The 16,342-nt window shown below is 56.6% G+C and carries 17 protein-coding genes; 9 read left to right on the forward strand and 8 right to left on the reverse strand.

The features are described from left to right. Positions 1-70 precede the first annotated feature (70 nt). Both PGQ95_RS13095 and PGQ95_RS13100 read right to left on the reverse strand, forming a co-directional pair. Positions 71-1,207, reverse strand: a complete 1,137-nt coding sequence (locus PGQ95_RS13095; protein WP_087858948.1) for an HlyD family secretion protein — start codon at positions 1,205-1,207, stop codon at positions 71-73. Positions 1,208-1,209: 2 nt separating this feature from the next. After that, positions 1,210-1,575: a DUF3302 domain-containing protein gene (locus PGQ95_RS13100; RefSeq protein WP_087858947.1), complete on the reverse strand. Its 366-nt coding sequence runs from the start codon at positions 1,573-1,575 to the stop codon at positions 1,210-1,212. Between the two features lie 538 nt (positions 1,576-2,113). On the opposite strand from PGQ95_RS13100, the gene mtlA reads away from it, so the two are divergent. The 3 genes from mtlA (at position 2,114) to mtlR (ending at position 5,870) form a co-directional block, all read left to right on the forward strand. Further along, positions 2,114-4,024: a PTS mannitol transporter subunit IICBA gene (gene mtlA / locus PGQ95_RS13105; RefSeq protein WP_047047680.1), complete on the forward strand. Its 1,911-nt coding sequence runs from the start codon at positions 2,114-2,116 to the stop codon at positions 4,022-4,024. A gap of 101 nt (positions 4,025-4,125) precedes the next feature. Next, positions 4,126-5,274, forward strand: a complete 1,149-nt coding sequence (gene mtlD / locus PGQ95_RS13110) for a mannitol-1-phosphate 5-dehydrogenase (protein ID WP_430918359.1) — start codon at positions 4,126-4,128, stop codon at positions 5,272-5,274. Further along, the gene (gene mtlR / locus PGQ95_RS13115) at positions 5,274-5,870 is read left to right on the forward strand and encodes a mannitol operon repressor MtlR (protein WP_020077694.1); all 597 of its coding nucleotides are present in this window, start codon (positions 5,274-5,276) and stop codon (positions 5,868-5,870) included. Before mtlD ends, mtlR begins: the two co-directional genes overlap by 1 nt. Here the strand turns inward: mtlR and PGQ95_RS13120 are convergent. Beyond that, positions 5,859-6,083, reverse strand: coding sequence for a hypothetical protein (locus PGQ95_RS13120; protein ID WP_087858945.1), 225 nt, complete (start codon positions 6,081-6,083; stop codon positions 5,859-5,861). The two genes, mtlR and PGQ95_RS13120, sit on opposite strands and share 12 nt — an antisense overlap. Positions 6,084-6,358: 275 nt before the next feature. Here PGQ95_RS13120 and PGQ95_RS13125 point away from each other — a divergent pair, with 275 nt between their 5' ends. From PGQ95_RS13125 to trmL, 5 genes are all read left to right on the forward strand, one after another. Further along, entirely contained in the window at positions 6,359-6,721 is a 363-nt protein-coding gene (locus PGQ95_RS13125; RefSeq protein WP_015369186.1) for a YibL family ribosome-associated protein, read from the forward strand. A 300-nt stretch (positions 6,722-7,021) separates the two neighbouring features. Next, positions 7,022-8,677 (forward strand): L-lactate permease, encoded by a 1,656-nt coding sequence (lldP, locus tag PGQ95_RS13130; RefSeq protein WP_087858944.1) that lies wholly within the window; start codon positions 7,022-7,024, stop codon positions 8,675-8,677. Further along, the gene (gene lldR, locus PGQ95_RS13135) at positions 8,674-9,447 is read left to right on the forward strand and encodes a transcriptional regulator LldR (protein ID WP_015369184.1); all 774 of its coding nucleotides are present in this window, start codon (positions 8,674-8,676) and stop codon (positions 9,445-9,447) included. The genes lldP and lldR overlap by 4 nt, the downstream gene beginning before the upstream one ends. Then, the gene (lldD, locus tag PGQ95_RS13140; protein WP_113374036.1) at positions 9,447-10,631 is read left to right on the forward strand and encodes an FMN-dependent L-lactate dehydrogenase LldD; all 1,185 of its coding nucleotides are present in this window, start codon (positions 9,447-9,449) and stop codon (positions 10,629-10,631) included. The genes lldR and lldD overlap by 1 nt, the downstream gene beginning before the upstream one ends. Positions 10,632-10,756: 125 nt before the next feature. Continuing rightward, positions 10,757-11,230, forward strand: a complete 474-nt coding sequence (trmL, locus tag PGQ95_RS13145) for a tRNA (uridine(34)/cytosine(34)/5-carboxymethylaminomethyluridine(34)-2'-O)-methyltransferase TrmL (RefSeq protein WP_015369182.1) — start codon at positions 10,757-10,759, stop codon at positions 11,228-11,230. Positions 11,231-11,311: 81 nt separating this feature from the next. Here trmL and cysE read toward each other — a convergent pair whose 3' ends face one another. The 5 genes from cysE to PGQ95_RS13170 form a co-directional block, all read right to left on the reverse strand. Further along, a complete protein-coding gene (gene cysE / locus PGQ95_RS13150) occupies positions 11,312-12,133 on the reverse strand; it encodes a serine O-acetyltransferase (RefSeq protein ID WP_004106845.1) in 822 nt (273 codons plus the stop codon). A gap of 80 nt (positions 12,134-12,213) precedes the next feature. Then, positions 12,214-13,233, reverse strand: a complete 1,020-nt coding sequence (gpsA, locus tag PGQ95_RS13155) for an NAD(P)H-dependent glycerol-3-phosphate dehydrogenase (protein WP_015369181.1) — start codon at positions 13,231-13,233, stop codon at positions 12,214-12,216. After that, a complete protein-coding gene (gene secB / locus PGQ95_RS13160) occupies positions 13,233-13,700 on the reverse strand; it encodes a protein-export chaperone SecB (protein ID WP_015369180.1) in 468 nt (155 codons plus the stop codon). The genes gpsA and secB overlap by 1 nt, the downstream gene beginning before the upstream one ends. A 59-nt stretch (positions 13,701-13,759) precedes the next feature. After that, complete coding sequence (grxC, locus tag PGQ95_RS13165) at positions 13,760-14,011, reverse strand: glutaredoxin 3 (RefSeq protein WP_015369179.1); 252 nt, start codon at positions 14,009-14,011, stop codon at positions 13,760-13,762. A gap of 104 nt (positions 14,012-14,115) precedes the next feature. Then, a complete protein-coding gene (locus PGQ95_RS13170; RefSeq protein WP_015369178.1) occupies positions 14,116-14,547 on the reverse strand; it encodes a rhodanese-like domain-containing protein in 432 nt (143 codons plus the stop codon). 247 nt (positions 14,548-14,794) lie between these two features. Here PGQ95_RS13170 and gpmM point away from each other — a divergent pair, with 247 nt between their 5' ends. Then, positions 14,795-16,339, forward strand: coding sequence for a 2,3-bisphosphoglycerate-independent phosphoglycerate mutase (gene gpmM / locus PGQ95_RS13175; protein WP_020077692.1), 1,545 nt, complete (start codon positions 14,795-14,797; stop codon positions 16,337-16,339). Positions 16,340-16,342: the final 3 nt, after the last annotated feature.

Here is a 16,342-nt window from a genome sequence, read left to right on the forward strand (position 1 = left end):
AAAAGATCAGTATGGTTCAGGCGCAGGCAAATGGCAGGCGCGACATTGTCTCAACCTGCCGCCGATCGCATTAATGATCGAGATAGAGGTAGTGCATCCAGCTGGTCATGCGCAGCAGCACTTTTCTCATCACCGACACGTGGGTGAAATGGTCGGAATAGACCGCCACCTGGGCATAGATGCCGTCGGGTAGCGCATCGACCTGCGCATCCGGATCCAGCTCAATTGTCGCCAGCACGCCATCGCTACCCGGCGTGACGCTCAGCGACTGCAGCGAACCCTGCGCCTGATAAGTCCCACCCGGTACCACCGGCAATACGTTGACCAGTTTACCGTGGAACACCTGCCCTGGCAGGGCGTTAAACACCGCTTCGGCATCATCGCCAGCCTCCAGCCTGAGCAACGAATTCTGGCGGAACTGAGCGACAATCAGCCGTTTTTGTTGCGGAATAAAGACCATCACCGGGCGCAGCGGCAGCGACGCGGCGTAGGTTCCCGGGCGAATCAGGACTTGGGTAATGTAACCATCGCTCGGCGCGCGAACGGTGGTCTGGTCGAGGTTATATTTCGCTTCCGCCAACTGCGCGCGCAGGCTCACCACCTGCGACTGTTCGCCATTCAGCGTACTATCCAGTTGGCTCTGAATCTGCGCCTGCTCGGCGACCGAGGCTTTCACCAACGCATCCTGGGCAAGGTAGTTTTGCCGCGCATTATCGATATCGCTTTCCGAAAACGGATTGACCCGCGCCTGGCTGCCTTTCAAATAGCGCTGATAATCTTTATACAACCGGTCGCGCTCGGCGGAGACGCGCACGGTGTTCGCCTGCGCTTCCTGCAGTTGGGCTTTCAGGGTATTGATACTGTGCAGAGCGGTGACCAGATCGGCCTGCAGCCTGTCGACACGCGCCTGGTAGCGCGCCGGGTCGATAGTAAATAGTACCTCGCCCTTTTTCACCCGCTGGTTGGCTTTATCGGTCACGCTGCTAACAATGCCGGTAACCTGCGGCGTAATAGGAATGGAAATAACCGCTTTCTGCGCGGTAAAAGTATAAGGGTGGTTATAGTTCATTAATAAAATAAGCGCGCTAACAATAAATACGCCACCCAGGGCCGCGGTCGGGACCGTCCATTTATTTACCGGAATATGGAATATTTTAAATACCGACCACGCAATGGCCACGTACGTCAAAATGATCAACAGGTCCATGATTATTTCTCCGGCGAGGACGGCGGCGCTGTCGGCTGCAAATGCGCGATTTTATGTTCAAGTTCCGCGATACGCTGATTGAGCTGCGCCAGCTCGCTGTCGGTGCCATCAGGCTCTGCGTCATTCGGCTTATGCTGCATTCCCCAGCCGCGTTCCGGCTGATAAAGGGTCGCCCAAATCCATAAAAATGGCCATATTACGTGCAGCGTAAACAGGCTAACCCACCCTGCGACGTGAATCGCATCAGAGTGCGGGTGATTACGTTTCTTCGCGATCAGATACGGAATATCGTGCAAAATAATAATCCCGTAAAAAATAACCAGGAAAACGAAGATCAGAACGCCCAGCGCAAAATAATTGAGAAACATAATTTCCTCGATTCACGCTAATAGATTATTGGAATTGTGAGCGTCGCTGAAGCGACGCCTGACTGACAATTTGAGCATAATTCACCGCTTTCATTTCCGCCATTAGCGGCAAAAAATGTTCTTCGCCCAGACGGGTTGCAAAGTTACATCGTTGGCCGCTGGGGAAAGCAGAACTTGCGGTGGATCACACACAGCGGAATTGAGTGCAAAATATTTTGTGATGTACGTCACAAACAAATAACAAAAACACAAAGTTATAATGTGATAAACATCACATAAAAATGCGATTTATGGCCATTCATCTCCTGTTGTTGTTTTTTTACACATCATTTTTGTGATGAAGATCACTACATATAAGTACCAGACACCTATATTCATGTGACGCAAATCACATAAGAAGCCGCTCGCTGGACAGCTTAACGATTCAGTGCCAGATTTCGCACTATCAATCAGGGTCCGGCTACCTCTGCCGCCACATTAACAACAAACCTCGGGCGTTCAGCCTGCGCGATAAGCAAAACAGAAGAAGGGGTGTTTTATGTCATCCGATATCAAGATCAAAGTGCAAAGCTTTGGTCGTTTCCTCAGCAATATGGTGATGCCGAATATCGGCGCGTTTATCGCGTGGGGGATTATCACCGCGTTATTTATTCCAACAGGGTGGTTGCCGAACGAGACGCTGGCGAAGCTGGTCGGCCCGATGATCACCTACCTGCTGCCGCTGCTGATCGGTTATACCGGCGGTAAGCTGGTTGGCGGCGAACGAGGCGGCGTCGTCGGCGCTATCACCACCATGGGCGTTATCGTTGGTGCGGATATGCCGATGTTCCTCGGCTCGATGATCGCCGGCCCGCTCGGCGGCTACTGCATTAAGAAATTTGACGCCTGGGTAGACGGTAAGATCAAATCCGGTTTCGAAATGCTGGTGAATAACTTCTCCGCCGGCATTATCGGGATGATCCTTGCCATTCTGGCGTTCCTCGGCATCGGCCCGGCGGTTGAAGTGCTGTCAAAACTGCTGGCGGCCGGCGTTAACTTCATGGTGGCGCACGACATGCTGCCGCTGGCGTCTATCTTTGTTGAACCGGCGAAAATCCTGTTCCTCAATAACGCGATTAACCACGGTATCTTCTCGCCGCTGGGTATCCAGCAGTCCCATGAGCTTGGCAAATCTATCTTCTTCTTGATTGAAGCTAACCCGGGTCCGGGGATGGGCGTTCTGCTGGCGTACATGTTCTTTGGCCGCGGCAGCGCGAAGCAGTCTGCGGGCGGTGCGGCAATCATCCACTTCCTGGGCGGTATTCACGAAATTTACTTCCCGTACGTGCTGATGAACCCGCGTCTGATTCTGGCCGTTATCCTCGGCGGTATGACCGGCGTCTTCACCCTGACTATCCTCAACGGCGGCCTGGTTTCCCCTGCTTCCCCGGGTTCCATTCTGGCGGTACTGGCGATGACGCCAAAAGGCGCCTACTTCGCTAACATCGCGGCCATTATTGCGGCGATGGCGGTCTCCTTTATTGTCTCTGCCATCCTGCTGAAAACCAGCAAAGTGAAAGAAGAAGACGATATCGAAGCGGCGACTCGTCGCATGCACGACATGAAGGCCGAGTCCAAAGGCGCGGCGACGCCGCTGGCGGCGGGCGACGTGGCTAACGACCTGAGCCACGTGCGTAAAATCATCGTTGCCTGCGACGCCGGTATGGGTTCCAGCGCCATGGGCGCCGGGGTACTGCGTAAGAAGGTGCAGGATGCCGGACTGAGCAACATTTCGGTTACCAACAGCGCGATTAACAACCTGCCGCCGGATGTCGACCTGGTGATCACCCACCGCGATCTGACCGAGCGCGCCATGCGCCAGGTACCACAGGCGCAGCATATTTCGCTGACCAACTTCCTCGACAGCGGCCTGTACACCAGCCTGACCGAGCGTCTGGTGGCGGCCCAGCGCCACATCGACAACGAAGTGAAAGTCACCGATAGCCTGAAAGATAGTTTTGATAATGACGACAAAAATCTGTTCCAGCTGGGCGCGGATAACATCTTCCTTGGGCGCAAAGCGGCCACCAAAGAAGAGGCGATTCGCTTCGCCGGTGAACAACTGGTGAAAGGTGGATACGTTGAGCCGGAATATGTGCAGGCGATGCTCGACCGCGAGAAGCTGACCTCGACCTATCTTGGCGAATCCATCGCGGTACCGCACGGTACCATCGAAGCGAAAGACCGGGTGCTGAAAACCGGCGTCGTCTTCTGCCAGTATCCGGAAGGCGTGCGCTTCGGTGAAGAAGAAGATGAAGTCGCACGTCTGGTCATTGGTATCGCCGCCCGCAACAACGAACACATTCACGTTATCACCAGCCTGACCAACGCGCTGGATGACGAAACCGTGATTGAGCGGCTGGCGAAAACCACCAGCGTCGAAGAAGTCCTGTCGCTGCTGAATAAATAACCCGCGAGGTCCATTCCCTCTCCCTCTGGGAGAGGGTTGGGGTGAGGGAAATGCCTCACCCCAGCCCTCTCAGGTAAAAACATTAATTGAAGGTTAATACTATGAAAGCATTACATTTTGGCGCAGGTAATATCGGACGTGGCTTCATTGGCAAACTGCTGGCTGACGCCGGTATCACCCTCACGTTCGCCGATGTTAATCAGGTGGTCCTTGACGCCCTGAATGCCCGTCATAGCTATCAGGTTCACGTGGTGGGCGAAAACGAACAGGTTGACACCGTCTCCGGCGTGAATGCCGTCAGCAGCATTGGCGATGAAGTGGTGGATCTGATCGCCACTGTCGACCTGGTGACCACCGCCGTCGGTCCCGTCGTTCTGGAGCGTATCGCTCCGGCCATCGCCAAAGGCCTGGTGAAACGCAAAGCGCAGGGTATTGAACGCCCGCTGAATATCATCGCCTGCGAAAACATGGTGCGCGGCACCACCCAGCTGAAAGGCCATGTGTTTAACGCGCTGGCGGAAGAAGATAAAGCATGGGTTGAAGCGCATATCGGCTTCGTCGATTCCGCCGTAGACCGCATCGTGCCGCCATCGGCTTCCGCTACCCACGATCCGCTGGAAGTCACCGTTGAAACCTTCAGCGAATGGATTGTGGATAAAACCCAGTTTAAAGGCGAGCTGCCGAACATCCCAGGAATGGAATTAACCGATAACCTGATGGCATTTGTCGAACGTAAGCTATTCACCTTAAACACCGGGCATGCTATAACCGCCTACCTCGGGAAACTGGCGGGCCATCAAACGATTCGCGACGCGATTCTTGATGAGAAAATTCGCGCCGTCGTAAAAGGCGCGATGGAAGAGAGCGGCGCGGTGCTGATCAAACGCTACAGCTTTGATGCGCAGAAACACGCGGCTTATATCCAGAAGATCCTCGGTCGTTTCGAGAACCCGTATCTGAAAGATGATGTGGAGCGCGTCGGCCGCCAGCCGCTGCGTAAACTGAGCGCGGGCGATCGTTTGATCAAGCCGCTGCTTGGCACGCTGGAATACGGCCTTCCGAACCGGAACCTGGTGAAAGGAATTGCCGCGGCCATGCATTTCCGCAGCGAAGACGATCCGCAGGCGCAGGAGCTGGCGGCGCTGATTGCCGAAAAAGGGCCACAGGCCGCGCTGGCGCAGATTTCCGGTCTGGATGCCGCAAGCGCTGTAGTGGCGGAAGCCGTTAACGACTACAACGCGGTAAAATGATGTACAACCTGGCGCGGCCGATGCCGCGCCCAATACCACTCCTGTCCGATATGCAGGCAATAATGGAAGAAACACAGGCATTTGAAAACCGCGTACTTGAGCGTTTAAATGCTGGTAAGACCGTAAGAAGTTTCCTGATAGCCGCCGTCGAACTCCTGACGGAGGCGGTCAATATTCTGGTACTTCAGGTATTCCGCAAAGACGATTACGCGGTGAAATACGCAGTGGAGCCATTGCTGGACGGCAGTGGGCCGCTGGGCGACCTTTCCGTACGCCTGAAGCTTATCTACGGCCTTGGGGTGATAAGCCGCGCCGAATACGAAGATGCCGAGCTATTGATGGCCCTGCGTGAAGAGCTCAATCATGACGGCAATGAGTACGCTTTCACCGACGATGAAATTCTCGGGCCGTTAGGCGAGCTGCACTGCGTCGCCGCGCTTCCGCCGACGCCGCTGTTTGATGAGAGCGATAAGGAACTGCTGGCAATGCAGAAACTGCGCTACCAGCAGATGGTACGTTCTACGATGGTGTTGTCTCTGACTGAGCTGATTTCCCGAATCAGCTTAAAAAAAGCCTTCCAGAAATCAACGCTCTGACTCCGTTTCTTGCTGGTCGCACGTCGGCCGGTACAGCTGCCGGTAATACTCCAGACGACTCAGAAATAGCGCTTTTTTATCCTCAGGAATATCGCGCGGTATCCGCTGTAAACGCGGGCATTTTTTCAGATATTCCATAAACGCCTGGCTCGAGGCCATGAAATCTACCGTTTTATCGATGATACGTGGGATGCCGTCGCCGATTTTCGCCATCACGCTCTCCTCTGTTCAGGGGGATCTGATTAAGGATTGGCGAAAAAAAGGGAGCAAGTTGAGGAAAACGTGCGGAATGGCCGTCAGGCTTCACAAAAATGACAAACAGCTGAGTTAAAACGACAATATCATTATTATTCAGTCAATTATAAGATATTGATTCTTATGCTTATGGCCGTGTCGCCGCGAGTATTTCGATAAAAAACTATCAACAAAGGCCCGCCCGGCCCATACTATGTAACGTCGAAGCCCTTTTATTCACAGATAAAATTACCATGAAAGAAGTCGAAAAGAATGAAATCAAGCGTTTGAGCGACCGTCTCGACGCCATCCGCCACCAGCAGGCCGACCTGTCGCTGGTCGAAGCCGCCGATAAATACGCGGAGCTGGAAAAAGAAAAAGCGACCCTGGAAACGGAAATCGAACGTCTGCGTTCCGTTCAGTCGCAGAAGCTGAGCAAAGAAGCGCAGAAGCTGATGAGCATGCCGCATCGTCGCGCCATTACCAAGAAAGAGCAGGCCGATATGGGCAAGCTGAAGAAAAGCGTGCGCGGACTGGTTGTCGTCCACCCGATGACCGCGCTGGGCCGTGAAATGGGCCTTAAAGAGATGACCGGCTTCGCGAAGAGCGAGTTTTAATCTTTTGCCCGCTGTGAGTTCGTCGTCTATTACCCGGTAGCCCTACCGGGCCGTGAACTCACAGCCAATTTCCCCTTTCTCGCCAAATTGGCCCAACCAATTATTTCTTAAACCGTCAATCGGTTCACACATCCATCACTTTGCATCACAAACGCGTTGCCATGCCATAACATTTGGTTAACCATCAATTGTCGTTAACCCTACAATCGCAATTTGGCTGGGCCAATTTTACAAACAGTGTGATCGGCAATGGGCGCAGACCCAACCTGACGCATTGGATGTGGCCCGATGGAGACCTGCATGAACCTCTGGCAACAAAATTACGATCCGGCTGGTAATATCTGGCTATCGAGCCTTATCGCCTCACTACCGATTCTGTTTTTCTTTTTCGCCCTGATTAAGCTCAAGCTTAAAGGCTATGTCGCCGCCACCTGGACCGTAGCCATCGCGCTGCTTGTCGCCCTGCTGTTCTACAAAATGCCGGTCGATCGCGCCTTATCGTCGGTGGTATACGGCTTCTTCTACGGCCTGTGGCCTATCGCGTGGATTATTATCGCCGCGGTCTTCGTCTATAAAATCTCGGTGAAGACCGGGCAGTTCGACATTATCCGCTCGTCGATTCTTTCAATTACGCCGGACCAGCGCCTGCAGATGCTGATTGTGGGCTTCTCCTTTGGCGCCTTCCTCGAAGGGGCCGCCGGTTTCGGCGCGCCGGTGGCGATCACCGCCGCGCTGCTGGTCGGGCTTGGTTTCAACCCGCTGTACGCCGCCGGGCTGTGCCTGATTGTTAACACCGCGCCGGTGGCCTTCGGCGCCATGGGGATCCCGATTCTGGTCGCCGGTCAGGTGACCGGCATCGATAGTTTCGCCATCGGCCAGATGGTTGGCCGCCAACTGCCGTTCCTGACCATTATCGTGCTGTTCTGGATCATGGCGATTATGGACGGCTGGCGCGGGGTGAAAGAGACGTGGCCTGCGGTGATGGTCGCGGGCGGCTCGTTCGCTATCGCACAGTACCTCAGCTCTAACTTCCTCGGCCCGGAACTGCCGGACATCATCTCTTCGCTGGTGTCGCTGGTATGCCTGACGCTGTTCCTCAAACGCTGGCAGCCGGTACGTATCTTCCGCTTTGGCGACATGGGGGCAGCGCAGGTTGATCAAACCCTGGCGCGTACGCATTACACCGCCGGTCAGGTTATTCGCGCCTGGTCGCCATTCCTGTTCCTCACCGCCACCGTCACCCTGTGGAGCGTACCGCCGTTCAAAGCGCTGTTTGCGCCGGGCGGGGCGATGTATGACTTCGTGGTTAACATCTCGGTACCGTTCCTCGACAAAATGGTCGCCCGCATGCCGCCGGTGGTGAGCGCCGCGACGCCATACGCCGCGGTGTATAAATTCGACTGGCTGTCGGCGACCGGCACCGCCATTCTGTTCGCCGCTATACTGTCTATCGTCTGGCTGCGTATGAAGCCAAAGGATGCGCTGACCACCTTCGCCGGGACGTTGAAAGAGCTGGCGCTACCGATTTACTCCATCGGCATGGTGCTGGCGTTCGCCTTTATTTCAAACTACTCCGGGCTGTCATCGACGCTGGCGTTGGCGCTGGCGCATACCGGCCACGCGTTTACCTTCTTCTCGCCGTTCCTCGGCTGGCTGGGGGTCTTCCTGACCGGCTCAGATACCTCGTCTAACGCGCTATTCGCCGCGCTGCAGGCGACGGCAGCCCAGCAAATCGGCGTCTCCGATATTCTGCTGGTCGCCGCGAATACCACCGGTGGGGTGACAGGCAAGATGATTTCGCCCCAGTCGATCGCCATTGCCTGCGCCGCGGTAGGCCTGGTGGGTAAAGAGTCGGACCTGTTCCGCTTTACCGTCAAGCACAGCCTGATATTCACCTGCATGGTGGGCCTGATTACCACCCTGCAGGCTTATGTCTTAACCTGGATGATTCCGTGAAAGTGATGCCAAAACGCCTGGCCGACGACGTCGCAAACCGCGTCCGGGCGCTGATAGAAGAACAACAGCTGGAGGCGGGCATGCGTTTGCCCGCCGAGCGCCAGCTTGCCGTCCAGCTCGGTGTTTCACGCAATTCGCTACGTGAAGCGCTGGCGATGCTGGTCAACGAAGGGGTGCTGCTTAGCCGTCGCGGCGGCGGCACCTTCGTGCGCTGGCAGCATGAACCCTGGTCGGAGCAAAACATCGTCCAGCCGCTGAAAACGCTGCTCGCCGACGACCCCGACTACAGTTTTGATATTCTCGAAGCCCGCCACGCCATTGAAGCCAGCACCGCCTGGCACGCGGCGATGCGGGCCACCGACGCCGAAAAAGAAAAAATCCGCCTCTGTTTTGAAGCCACCCTCAGCGATGACCCGGATCTCGCCTCACAGGCGGATGTTCGCTTCCACCTGGCGATCGCTGAAGCCTCGCATAACGTGGTGCTGCTGCAAACCATGCGCGGTTTCTTCGAGCTTCTGCAATCCTCGGTGAAGCAGAGCCGTCAGCGCATGTATCTGGTGCCGCCGGTGTTCGCGCGTCTGACCGAACAACATCAGGCGGTGATGGAAGCGATATTCGCCGGCGACGCGGAAGGCGCCCGCCAGGCGATGATGGCCCACCTCGGTTTTGTCCACGCCACCATTAAACGTTTTGATGAAGACCAGGCCCGCCAGGCGCGCATTACCCGCCTGCCCGGTGACCACAATGAAAATTCCAGGGAGAACTCGTGATGATTATTTCCGCCGCCAGCGACTATCGCGCCGCCGCACAGCGTATCCTGCCACCGTTTCTGTTCCACTATATCGACGGCGGCGCCTACGCCGAACATACCCTGCGCCGCAACGTTGAAGACCTCTCCGACGTGGCGCTCCGTCAGCGCATTCTGCGCAATATGTCGGATCTGAGCCTGGAGACCACGTTATTCAACGAGAAGCTAGCGATGCCGACGGCGCTGGCGCCGGTCGGACTGTGCGGCATGTACGCGCGCCGCGGCGAAGTGCAGGCGGCGGGCGCGGCGGACGACAAAGGCATCCCGTTTACCCTCTCTACCGTTTCCGTTTGCCCGATTGAAGAGGTCGCCCCGACCATCAAGCGCCCAATGTGGTTCCAGCTGTATGTCCTGCGCGATCGCGGATTTATGCGCAATGCGCTGGAGCGCGCCAAAGCCGCGGGCTGCTCCACGCTGGTCTTTACCGTGGATATGCCGACCCCCGGCGCGCGCTATCGCGACGCCCATTCTGGCATGAGCGGTCCGAACGCCGCCATGCGCCGCTACTGGCAGGCCGTCACTCATCCGCAGTGGGCATGGGACGTCGGTCTCAACGGTCGCCCGCACGATCTGGGCAATATCTCCGCCTACCTCGGCAAACCGACCGGGCTTGAGGATTACATCGGCTGGCTGGCGAATAATTTCGATCCGTCGATTTCATGGAAAGACCTGGAGTGGATCCGCGACTTCTGGGACGGCCCGATGGTGATCAAAGGGATCCTCGACCCGGAGGACGCCCGCGATGCGGTGCGCTTCGGCGCTGACGGTATTGTCGTCTCTAACCACGGGGGCCGTCAGCTTGACGGCGTGCTCTCTTCCGCCCGCGCCCTGCCCGCCATTGCCGATGCGGTTAAAGGCGACATCACTATTCTCGCCGACAGCGGCATCCGCAACGGTCTCGACGTGGTGCGGATGATCGCCCTGGGCGCTGACAGCGTGCTGCTGGGCCGCGCGTATCTGTACGCGCTGGCGACCCACGGCAAGCAAGGGGTGGCGAATCTGCTCACTCTTATCGAGAAAGAGATGAAAGTGGCGATGACGCTGACCGGGGCGAAATCCATCAGCGAAATCAGCCGCGATTCGCTGGTGCAGAATGCCGAAGCGCTGCAGACCTTTGATGCGCTCAAGCAGGGCAACGCCGCGTAATTCCCCGCGTTTTCCCTTACACCGCCCCTGCTGGAATCGGTTTTCTCCCTCTCCCTCAGGGAGAGGGTCAGGGTGAGGGTTCAACAAATATCTGCTATTCTGCCCCCCGCAATTAAGGGGGCAGTATGCTGAACATCGTATTATTCGAACCAGAAATCCCGCCGAACACCGGCAATATCATCCGCCTGTGCGCCAACACCGGCTTCAATTTACATATCATTGAGCCGATGGGCTTTACCTGGGACGATAAACGCCTGAGACGCGCCGGGTTGGATTATCACGAGTTCACCGCCGTACAGCGCCACGCGGATTACGCGGCATTTGTCGCCAGCGCGAAGCCGCAGCGGCTGTTCGCCCTCACCACCAAAGGCACGCCCGCCCACAGCGCGGTAAGCTATCAGGATGGTGATTTCTTGATGTTTGGTCCGGAAACGCGCGGCCTACCGGCCAGCATTCTCGATGCCCTACCGGCGGAGCAAAAAATCCGTATTCCGATGATGCCGGACAGCCGCAGCATGAACCTGTCAAACGCGGTGTCGGTGGTGGTGTATGAAGCCTGGCGTCAGTTGGGATACCCTGGAGCCGTGTTGCGCAGCTAACCTGAGCGGTTCCCGGATTGCGGCGCGTTGCGCCTTATCCGGGCTACCTCTCTGAGCTTAACAGCGGCAAATGGCAATAAATCAAATCCCGTCGCCGTACTCGAAGGTATGGTGGATGCCATTAAAATGCTGATCCATATCCATTGCAGGCTTGTCGCTCTCCGGCTTGCCGACGATGCGCGCCGGTACGCCTGCGGCGGTGGTATGCGGCGGCACAGGTTGCAGCACCACGGAACCGGCGCCAATCTTCGCCCCGCGCCCGACTTCGATATTGCCGAGGATCTTCGCCCCGGCGCCAATCATCACGCCTTCGCGAATTTTCGGGTGACGGTCGCCGCTGGTTTTACCGGTACCGCCGAGGGTCACAGACTGCAGGATGGATACGTCGTCTTCAATCACCGCCGTTTCACCGACCACGATACCGGTGGCGTGGTCGAGCATGATCCCACGGCCAATCTTCGCCGCCGGATGGATATCGACCTGGAAAGAGACGGAGACCTGGTTTTGCAGGAAAATAGCCAGCGCGCGACGCCCCTGATTCCACAGCCAGTGGCCAATGCGGTAGGCCTGCAGCGCATGGAAGCCTTTCAGGTAGAGCAACGGCGTTGAGTATTTATCGACCGCAGGGTCACGGGTACGTACCGCCTGGATATCGCAGGCGGCGGAAGCGATCATCTCCGGGTCAGCGGCATAGGCCTCTTCCACCACTTCGCGAATGGCGATAGCGGGCATAATCGGCGAGGCCAGCTTATTCGCCAGCATATAGCTCAGGGCGCTGCCCAGATTTTCGTGCTTGAGTAGCGTTGCGTGGTAAAAACTGGCGAGCATCGGCTCACAGTCGGCCAAAGCCCGGGCTTCGGCTTTAATATTGTTCCAGACGATATCCAGTTCTTCACACGGCATTGCATACTCCAGACGGTAAGAATTATGACCGGTCAGTTCTTCGCTGACCGGGTCATACAGGTAACAGACTTTCCCTGCGGCTAGTTGGCGCTGCGTTCGTCCTTGCGTGCGCGACCTAATAAGGTCAATGCTGCCTCGCGCGCAATTTTTCCGCAATACAATACCTGATAAATTTCCTCGGTTATTGGCATTTCGACGCCTAAACGCTGCGCCAGAACGCGAACCTCTTTGGTATTGCGATAGCCTTCAACCACCTGGCCAATCTTGTCCTGCGCGCTTTGCACGTCCATGCCCTGTCCGAGCATCATGCCAAAACGGCGGTTTCGCGATTGGTTATCGGTACAGGTCAGTACCAGGTCGCCCAACCCGGCCATGCCCATGAAGGTTTCCGGATCGGCGCCCAGCGCCGCGCCGAGACGGGACATTTCCACCAGCCCACGGGTGATCAACGCCGTACGGGCATTCGCGCCAAAGCCGATACCGTCAGACATTCCGGCGCCGATGGCGATAACGTTTTTCACCGCGCCGCCCAGCTGTACGCCGATAAAGTCCGGGTTGATGTAGACGCGGAAGCTTTTACCGCAGTGCAACAGGCGCTGAAGGTCTTCCGCAAACTGCGGATCCGTCGCCGCCAGCGAAATCGCCGTCGGCAGGCCGGCGGCCAGCTCTTTGGCGAAAGTCGGACCGGAGATGACCGCTAATGGGATGTCATCGCCCAGCGCTTCACGCGCCACGTCCTGCAGCAGACGGCCGGTTTCGGCCTCCAGACCTTTCGTCGCCCACACCAGACGCGCATCGGAACGCATCAGCGGTTTAATCTGGCGCAGAACCTGGCCGAAGACATGGCTCGGCACCACCACGAGGATATCGCGGCTGGCGGCCAGCGCCGTCGCTAAATCGCTCTCAAGGCGCAGCGTGTCCGGGAAGGGCACATCGGGAAGGAACGCGGCGTTGCAGCGATCGTGTTGCAGCGTCGCGATATGTTTCGGGTCATGACCCCAGAGGACGACCTCGTGGCCATTTCTTGCCAGGGTGATGGCAAGAGCGGTGCCGTAAGAGCCGGCACCGATCACAGTCATTGCAGCATTAAGCGCGTTCATCAGGCATCCTGATGTTGTTCAGCACCTTCGCCAGCCTGCTGTTGCAGATAGTTCATAAACAGCGCGTCAAAGTTCACCGGCGCAAGGTTCAGTTGCGGGAAGGTGCCGCGGGAAACCAGGCTGGTAACGGTCTCGCGAGCGTACGGGAACAGAATGTTCGGGCAGTACGCGCCGAGGCAGTGCGCCATCTGGTTGCCATCGATGCCGTCGATGGAGAAGATGCCGCCCTGCTGTACTTCGCACAGGAATGCGGTTTCTTCGCCCAGCGAAGCAGTTACGGTGACACGCAGCACCACTTCATAAACGCCTTCAGCCAGCTGGCTGGAAGCGGTATCCAGATCAAGTTTAACTTCAGGCTGCCAATCTTTCTGGAAAACTTGCGGCGCATTTGGCGCTTCGAAGGAAACGTCTTTGGTGTAGATGCGCTGAATCTGGAAAGTCATTTCGGTGCTGTTTTGTTCTGACATAGTAAAACCCTTTCGTGTTGTCCTTAAATACGCGCCCCTGAATGGGGAAAGCGTAAAAATTAGCGCAAGAGGGGATCAAGTCCACCACGTGAATCAAGCGCATACAAGTCGTCACAGCCGCCAATGTGCTGCGCATCAATAAAAATCTGCGGAACCGTCGTCCGGCCGCTGCGCTGGATCATCTCTTCGCGCTTCGCGGCATCGCCATCGATAGGCAGTTCGTTGAACGTCACGCCCTTGCTGTTCAGCAGCGCTTTGGCGCGGATGCAGAACGGGCAGGTCGCTTTGGTATAGATCTCAATATTGGCCATGACTCACTCCTGTTTTTACCCCGAGGGATTTTACGCCGCAGAGGCTCCCCGCCGCCTGAGAGGTTATCGGGGGAACCGCTGCGCCATAACGACGCGGGGGTAAATTATTTGCCGCGTACCAGCGGAAGGTTCTCGCCGCTCCAGCCTGCGATGCCTTCTTTCAGTACAAAGACTTTTTCGAATCCGGCTTTATTCAGCAGGCTGGCAGGTTCTTGCGCCTGCATGCCGGACCCATCCACAACAATAATGGGTTGTGCTTTGTGTTTTTCCAACTCGCCGACGTTATTTGCTTTGATATCGGCAGGCAGCAGGTTGATAGCGCCGGCGATATGGCCTTTACGGAAGTCGTCACGCTGACGCAGGTCGACAACAACGGCTTCTTCTTTGTTGATAAGACGCGTCGCTTCACCACGGGTGATGACTTTAACTTTCGACATCAAGCCCTTAAAGGTGGTGAACAGTACCGCACCCAGCAGCGCGATCCACGCGATGCTCAGGACCGGGTGACGGCCGATGAATTGCATAATTTCTTGCATGGGGGGTTACAACTCCCGACTAAGTGATAAAAAAAACCAGGGAAGGAGTATACCTGTGCATTGCGGCAAATACAGCCAGTGAGCGCGATGTAATGTATTTTCTGCGGCCCGTCACGAAAAAAAAGCCGACTTCGCCATCAGCTCTGGCGTCGCCTCTTCCCTTTCTTTGATCTTTTACGGTGATTTGATCGATTCAGCTGTAGTAAAATTACGCAAATTTTCTGTCTTTGAGCATGAGGTTGTCGCAATGTCGGTTACTAAAAAACCTATGGTACTGGTGATTCTGGATGGCTACGGCTACCGTGAAGACCAACAGGATAACGCCATTTATAGCGCTAAAACGCCGGTAATGGACGCGCTGTGGGCAAAACGTCCGCACACCCTGATTGACGCATCCGGTCTGGAAGTCGGCCTGCCTGACCGCCAGATGGGTAACTCCGAAGTGGGCCACGTAAACCTCGGCGCGGGTCGTATCGTGTATCAGGATCTGACCCGTCTGGACGTTGAAATCAAAGAACGCACCTTCTTCGCCAATCCGGTGCTGACCGGCGCGGTCGACAAAGCCGTCGCCGCCGGTAAAGCGGTACACATCATGGGCCTGATGTCGCCAGGCGGCGTTCACAGCCACGAAGACCACATCATGGCGATGGTAGAACTGGCCGCCGAACGCGGCGCAGAGAAAATCTATCTGCACGCTTTCCTCGATGGCCGCGACACGCCGCCGCGCAGCGCTGAAGCCACGCTGGCTAAATTCGAAGCTAAATTCACCGCGCTGGGCAAAGGCCGTATCGCCTCTATCATCGGCCGCTACTACGCCATGGACCGCGACAACCGCTGGGATCGCGTAGAACAAGCCTATGACCTGATGACGCTGGCCAAAGGCGAATTCCAGGCCGACACCGCGGTGGCGGGCCTGCAGGCAGCCTACGCGCGTGATGAAAACGACGAGTTCGTCAAAGCGACCGTTATCCGCGCCGCCGGCCAGGCCGATGCCGCGATGGAAGACGGCGACGCGCTGATCTTCATGAACTTCCGCGCTGACCGCGCGCGCGAAATCACCCGCGCCTTCGTTAATGCCGACTTCGACGGCTTCGCGCGTAAGAAAGTGGTTAACCTCGATTTCGTGATGCTGACCGAATACGCCGCCGACATCAAAGTCGCTTGCGCGTATCCACCAGCTTCACTGGTTAACACTTTCGGCGAGTGGATGGCGAAGCACGACAAAACCCAGCTGCGCATCTCCGAAACCGAGAAATATGCGCACGTGACCTTCTTCTTTAACGGCGGCGTAGAAGATCCGTTCAAAGGCGAAGACCGTATTCTGATTAACTCGCCGAAGGTTGCCACTTACGACCTGCAGCCGGAAATGAGCTCTGCCGAGCTGACCGAAAAACTGGTTGCGGCCATCAAAGGCGGCCAGTATGACACCATCATCTGTAACTACCCGAATGGCGATATGGTTGGCCATACCGGGGTGATGGAAGCGGCGGTGAAAGCGGTTGAAGCGCTGGATCACTGTATCGAACAAGTGGCCGCGGCCGTTGAATCTGTCGGCGGTCAGCTGCTGATCACCGCCGACCACGGCAACGCCGAGCAAATGCGCGATCCGGCGACCGGACAGGCGCACACCGCGCATACTAACCTGCCGGTTCCGCTGATCTACGTTGGCGACAAAACCGTGAAAGTAGCCGAAGGCGGCAAGCTTTCCGACATCGCGCCAACCATGCTGTCGCTGATGGGAATGGAAATCCCGCAAGAGATGACTGGCAAGCCGCTGTTCATCGTGGAATAATCC

Source organism: Klebsiella sp. 141240 (genome assembly GCF_050600805.1).
GTDB lineage: Bacteria > Pseudomonadota > Gammaproteobacteria > Enterobacterales > Enterobacteriaceae > Klebsiella > Klebsiella aerogenes.

Bases quoted from the DNA above. Each gene is read 5' to 3' on its own strand.
- PGQ95_RS13095 (WP_087858948.1), bottom strand. From the start codon at position 1,207: ATGGACCTGTTGATCATTTTGACGTACGTGGCCATTGCGTGGTCGGTA.
- PGQ95_RS13100 (WP_087858947.1), bottom strand. From the start codon at position 1,575: ATGTTTCTCAATTATTTTGCGCTGGGCGTTCTGATCTTCGTTTTCCTG.
- mtlA (WP_047047680.1), top strand. From the start codon at position 2,114: ATGTCATCCGATATCAAGATCAAAGTGCAAAGCTTTGGTCGTTTCCTC.
- mtlD (WP_430918359.1), top strand. From the start codon at position 4,126: ATGAAAGCATTACATTTTGGCGCAGGTAATATCGGACGTGGCTTCATT.
- mtlR (WP_020077694.1), top strand. From the start codon at position 5,274: ATGTACAACCTGGCGCGGCCGATGCCGCGCCCAATACCACTCCTGTCC.
- PGQ95_RS13120 (WP_087858945.1), bottom strand. From the start codon at position 6,083: ATGGCGAAAATCGGCGACGGCATCCCACGTATCATCGATAAAACGGTA.
- PGQ95_RS13125 (WP_015369186.1), top strand. From the start codon at position 6,359: ATGAAAGAAGTCGAAAAGAATGAAATCAAGCGTTTGAGCGACCGTCTC.
- lldP (WP_087858944.1), top strand. From the start codon at position 7,022: ATGAACCTCTGGCAACAAAATTACGATCCGGCTGGTAATATCTGGCTA.
- lldD (WP_113374036.1), top strand. From the start codon at position 9,447: ATGATTATTTCCGCCGCCAGCGACTATCGCGCCGCCGCACAGCGTATC.
- trmL (WP_015369182.1), top strand. From the start codon at position 10,757: ATGCTGAACATCGTATTATTCGAACCAGAAATCCCGCCGAACACCGGC.
- cysE (WP_004106845.1), bottom strand. From the start codon at position 12,133: ATGCCGTGTGAAGAACTGGATATCGTCTGGAACAATATTAAAGCCGAA.
- gpsA (WP_015369181.1), bottom strand. From the start codon at position 13,233: ATGAACGCGCTTAATGCTGCAATGACTGTGATCGGTGCCGGCTCTTAC.
- secB (WP_015369180.1), bottom strand. From the start codon at position 13,700: ATGTCAGAACAAAACAGCACCGAAATGACTTTCCAGATTCAGCGCATC.
- grxC (WP_015369179.1), bottom strand. From the start codon at position 14,011: ATGGCCAATATTGAGATCTATACCAAAGCGACCTGCCCGTTCTGCATC.
- PGQ95_RS13170 (WP_015369178.1), bottom strand. From the start codon at position 14,547: ATGCAAGAAATTATGCAATTCATCGGCCGTCACCCGGTCCTGAGCATC.
- gpmM (WP_020077692.1), top strand. From the start codon at position 14,795: ATGTCGGTTACTAAAAAACCTATGGTACTGGTGATTCTGGATGGCTAC.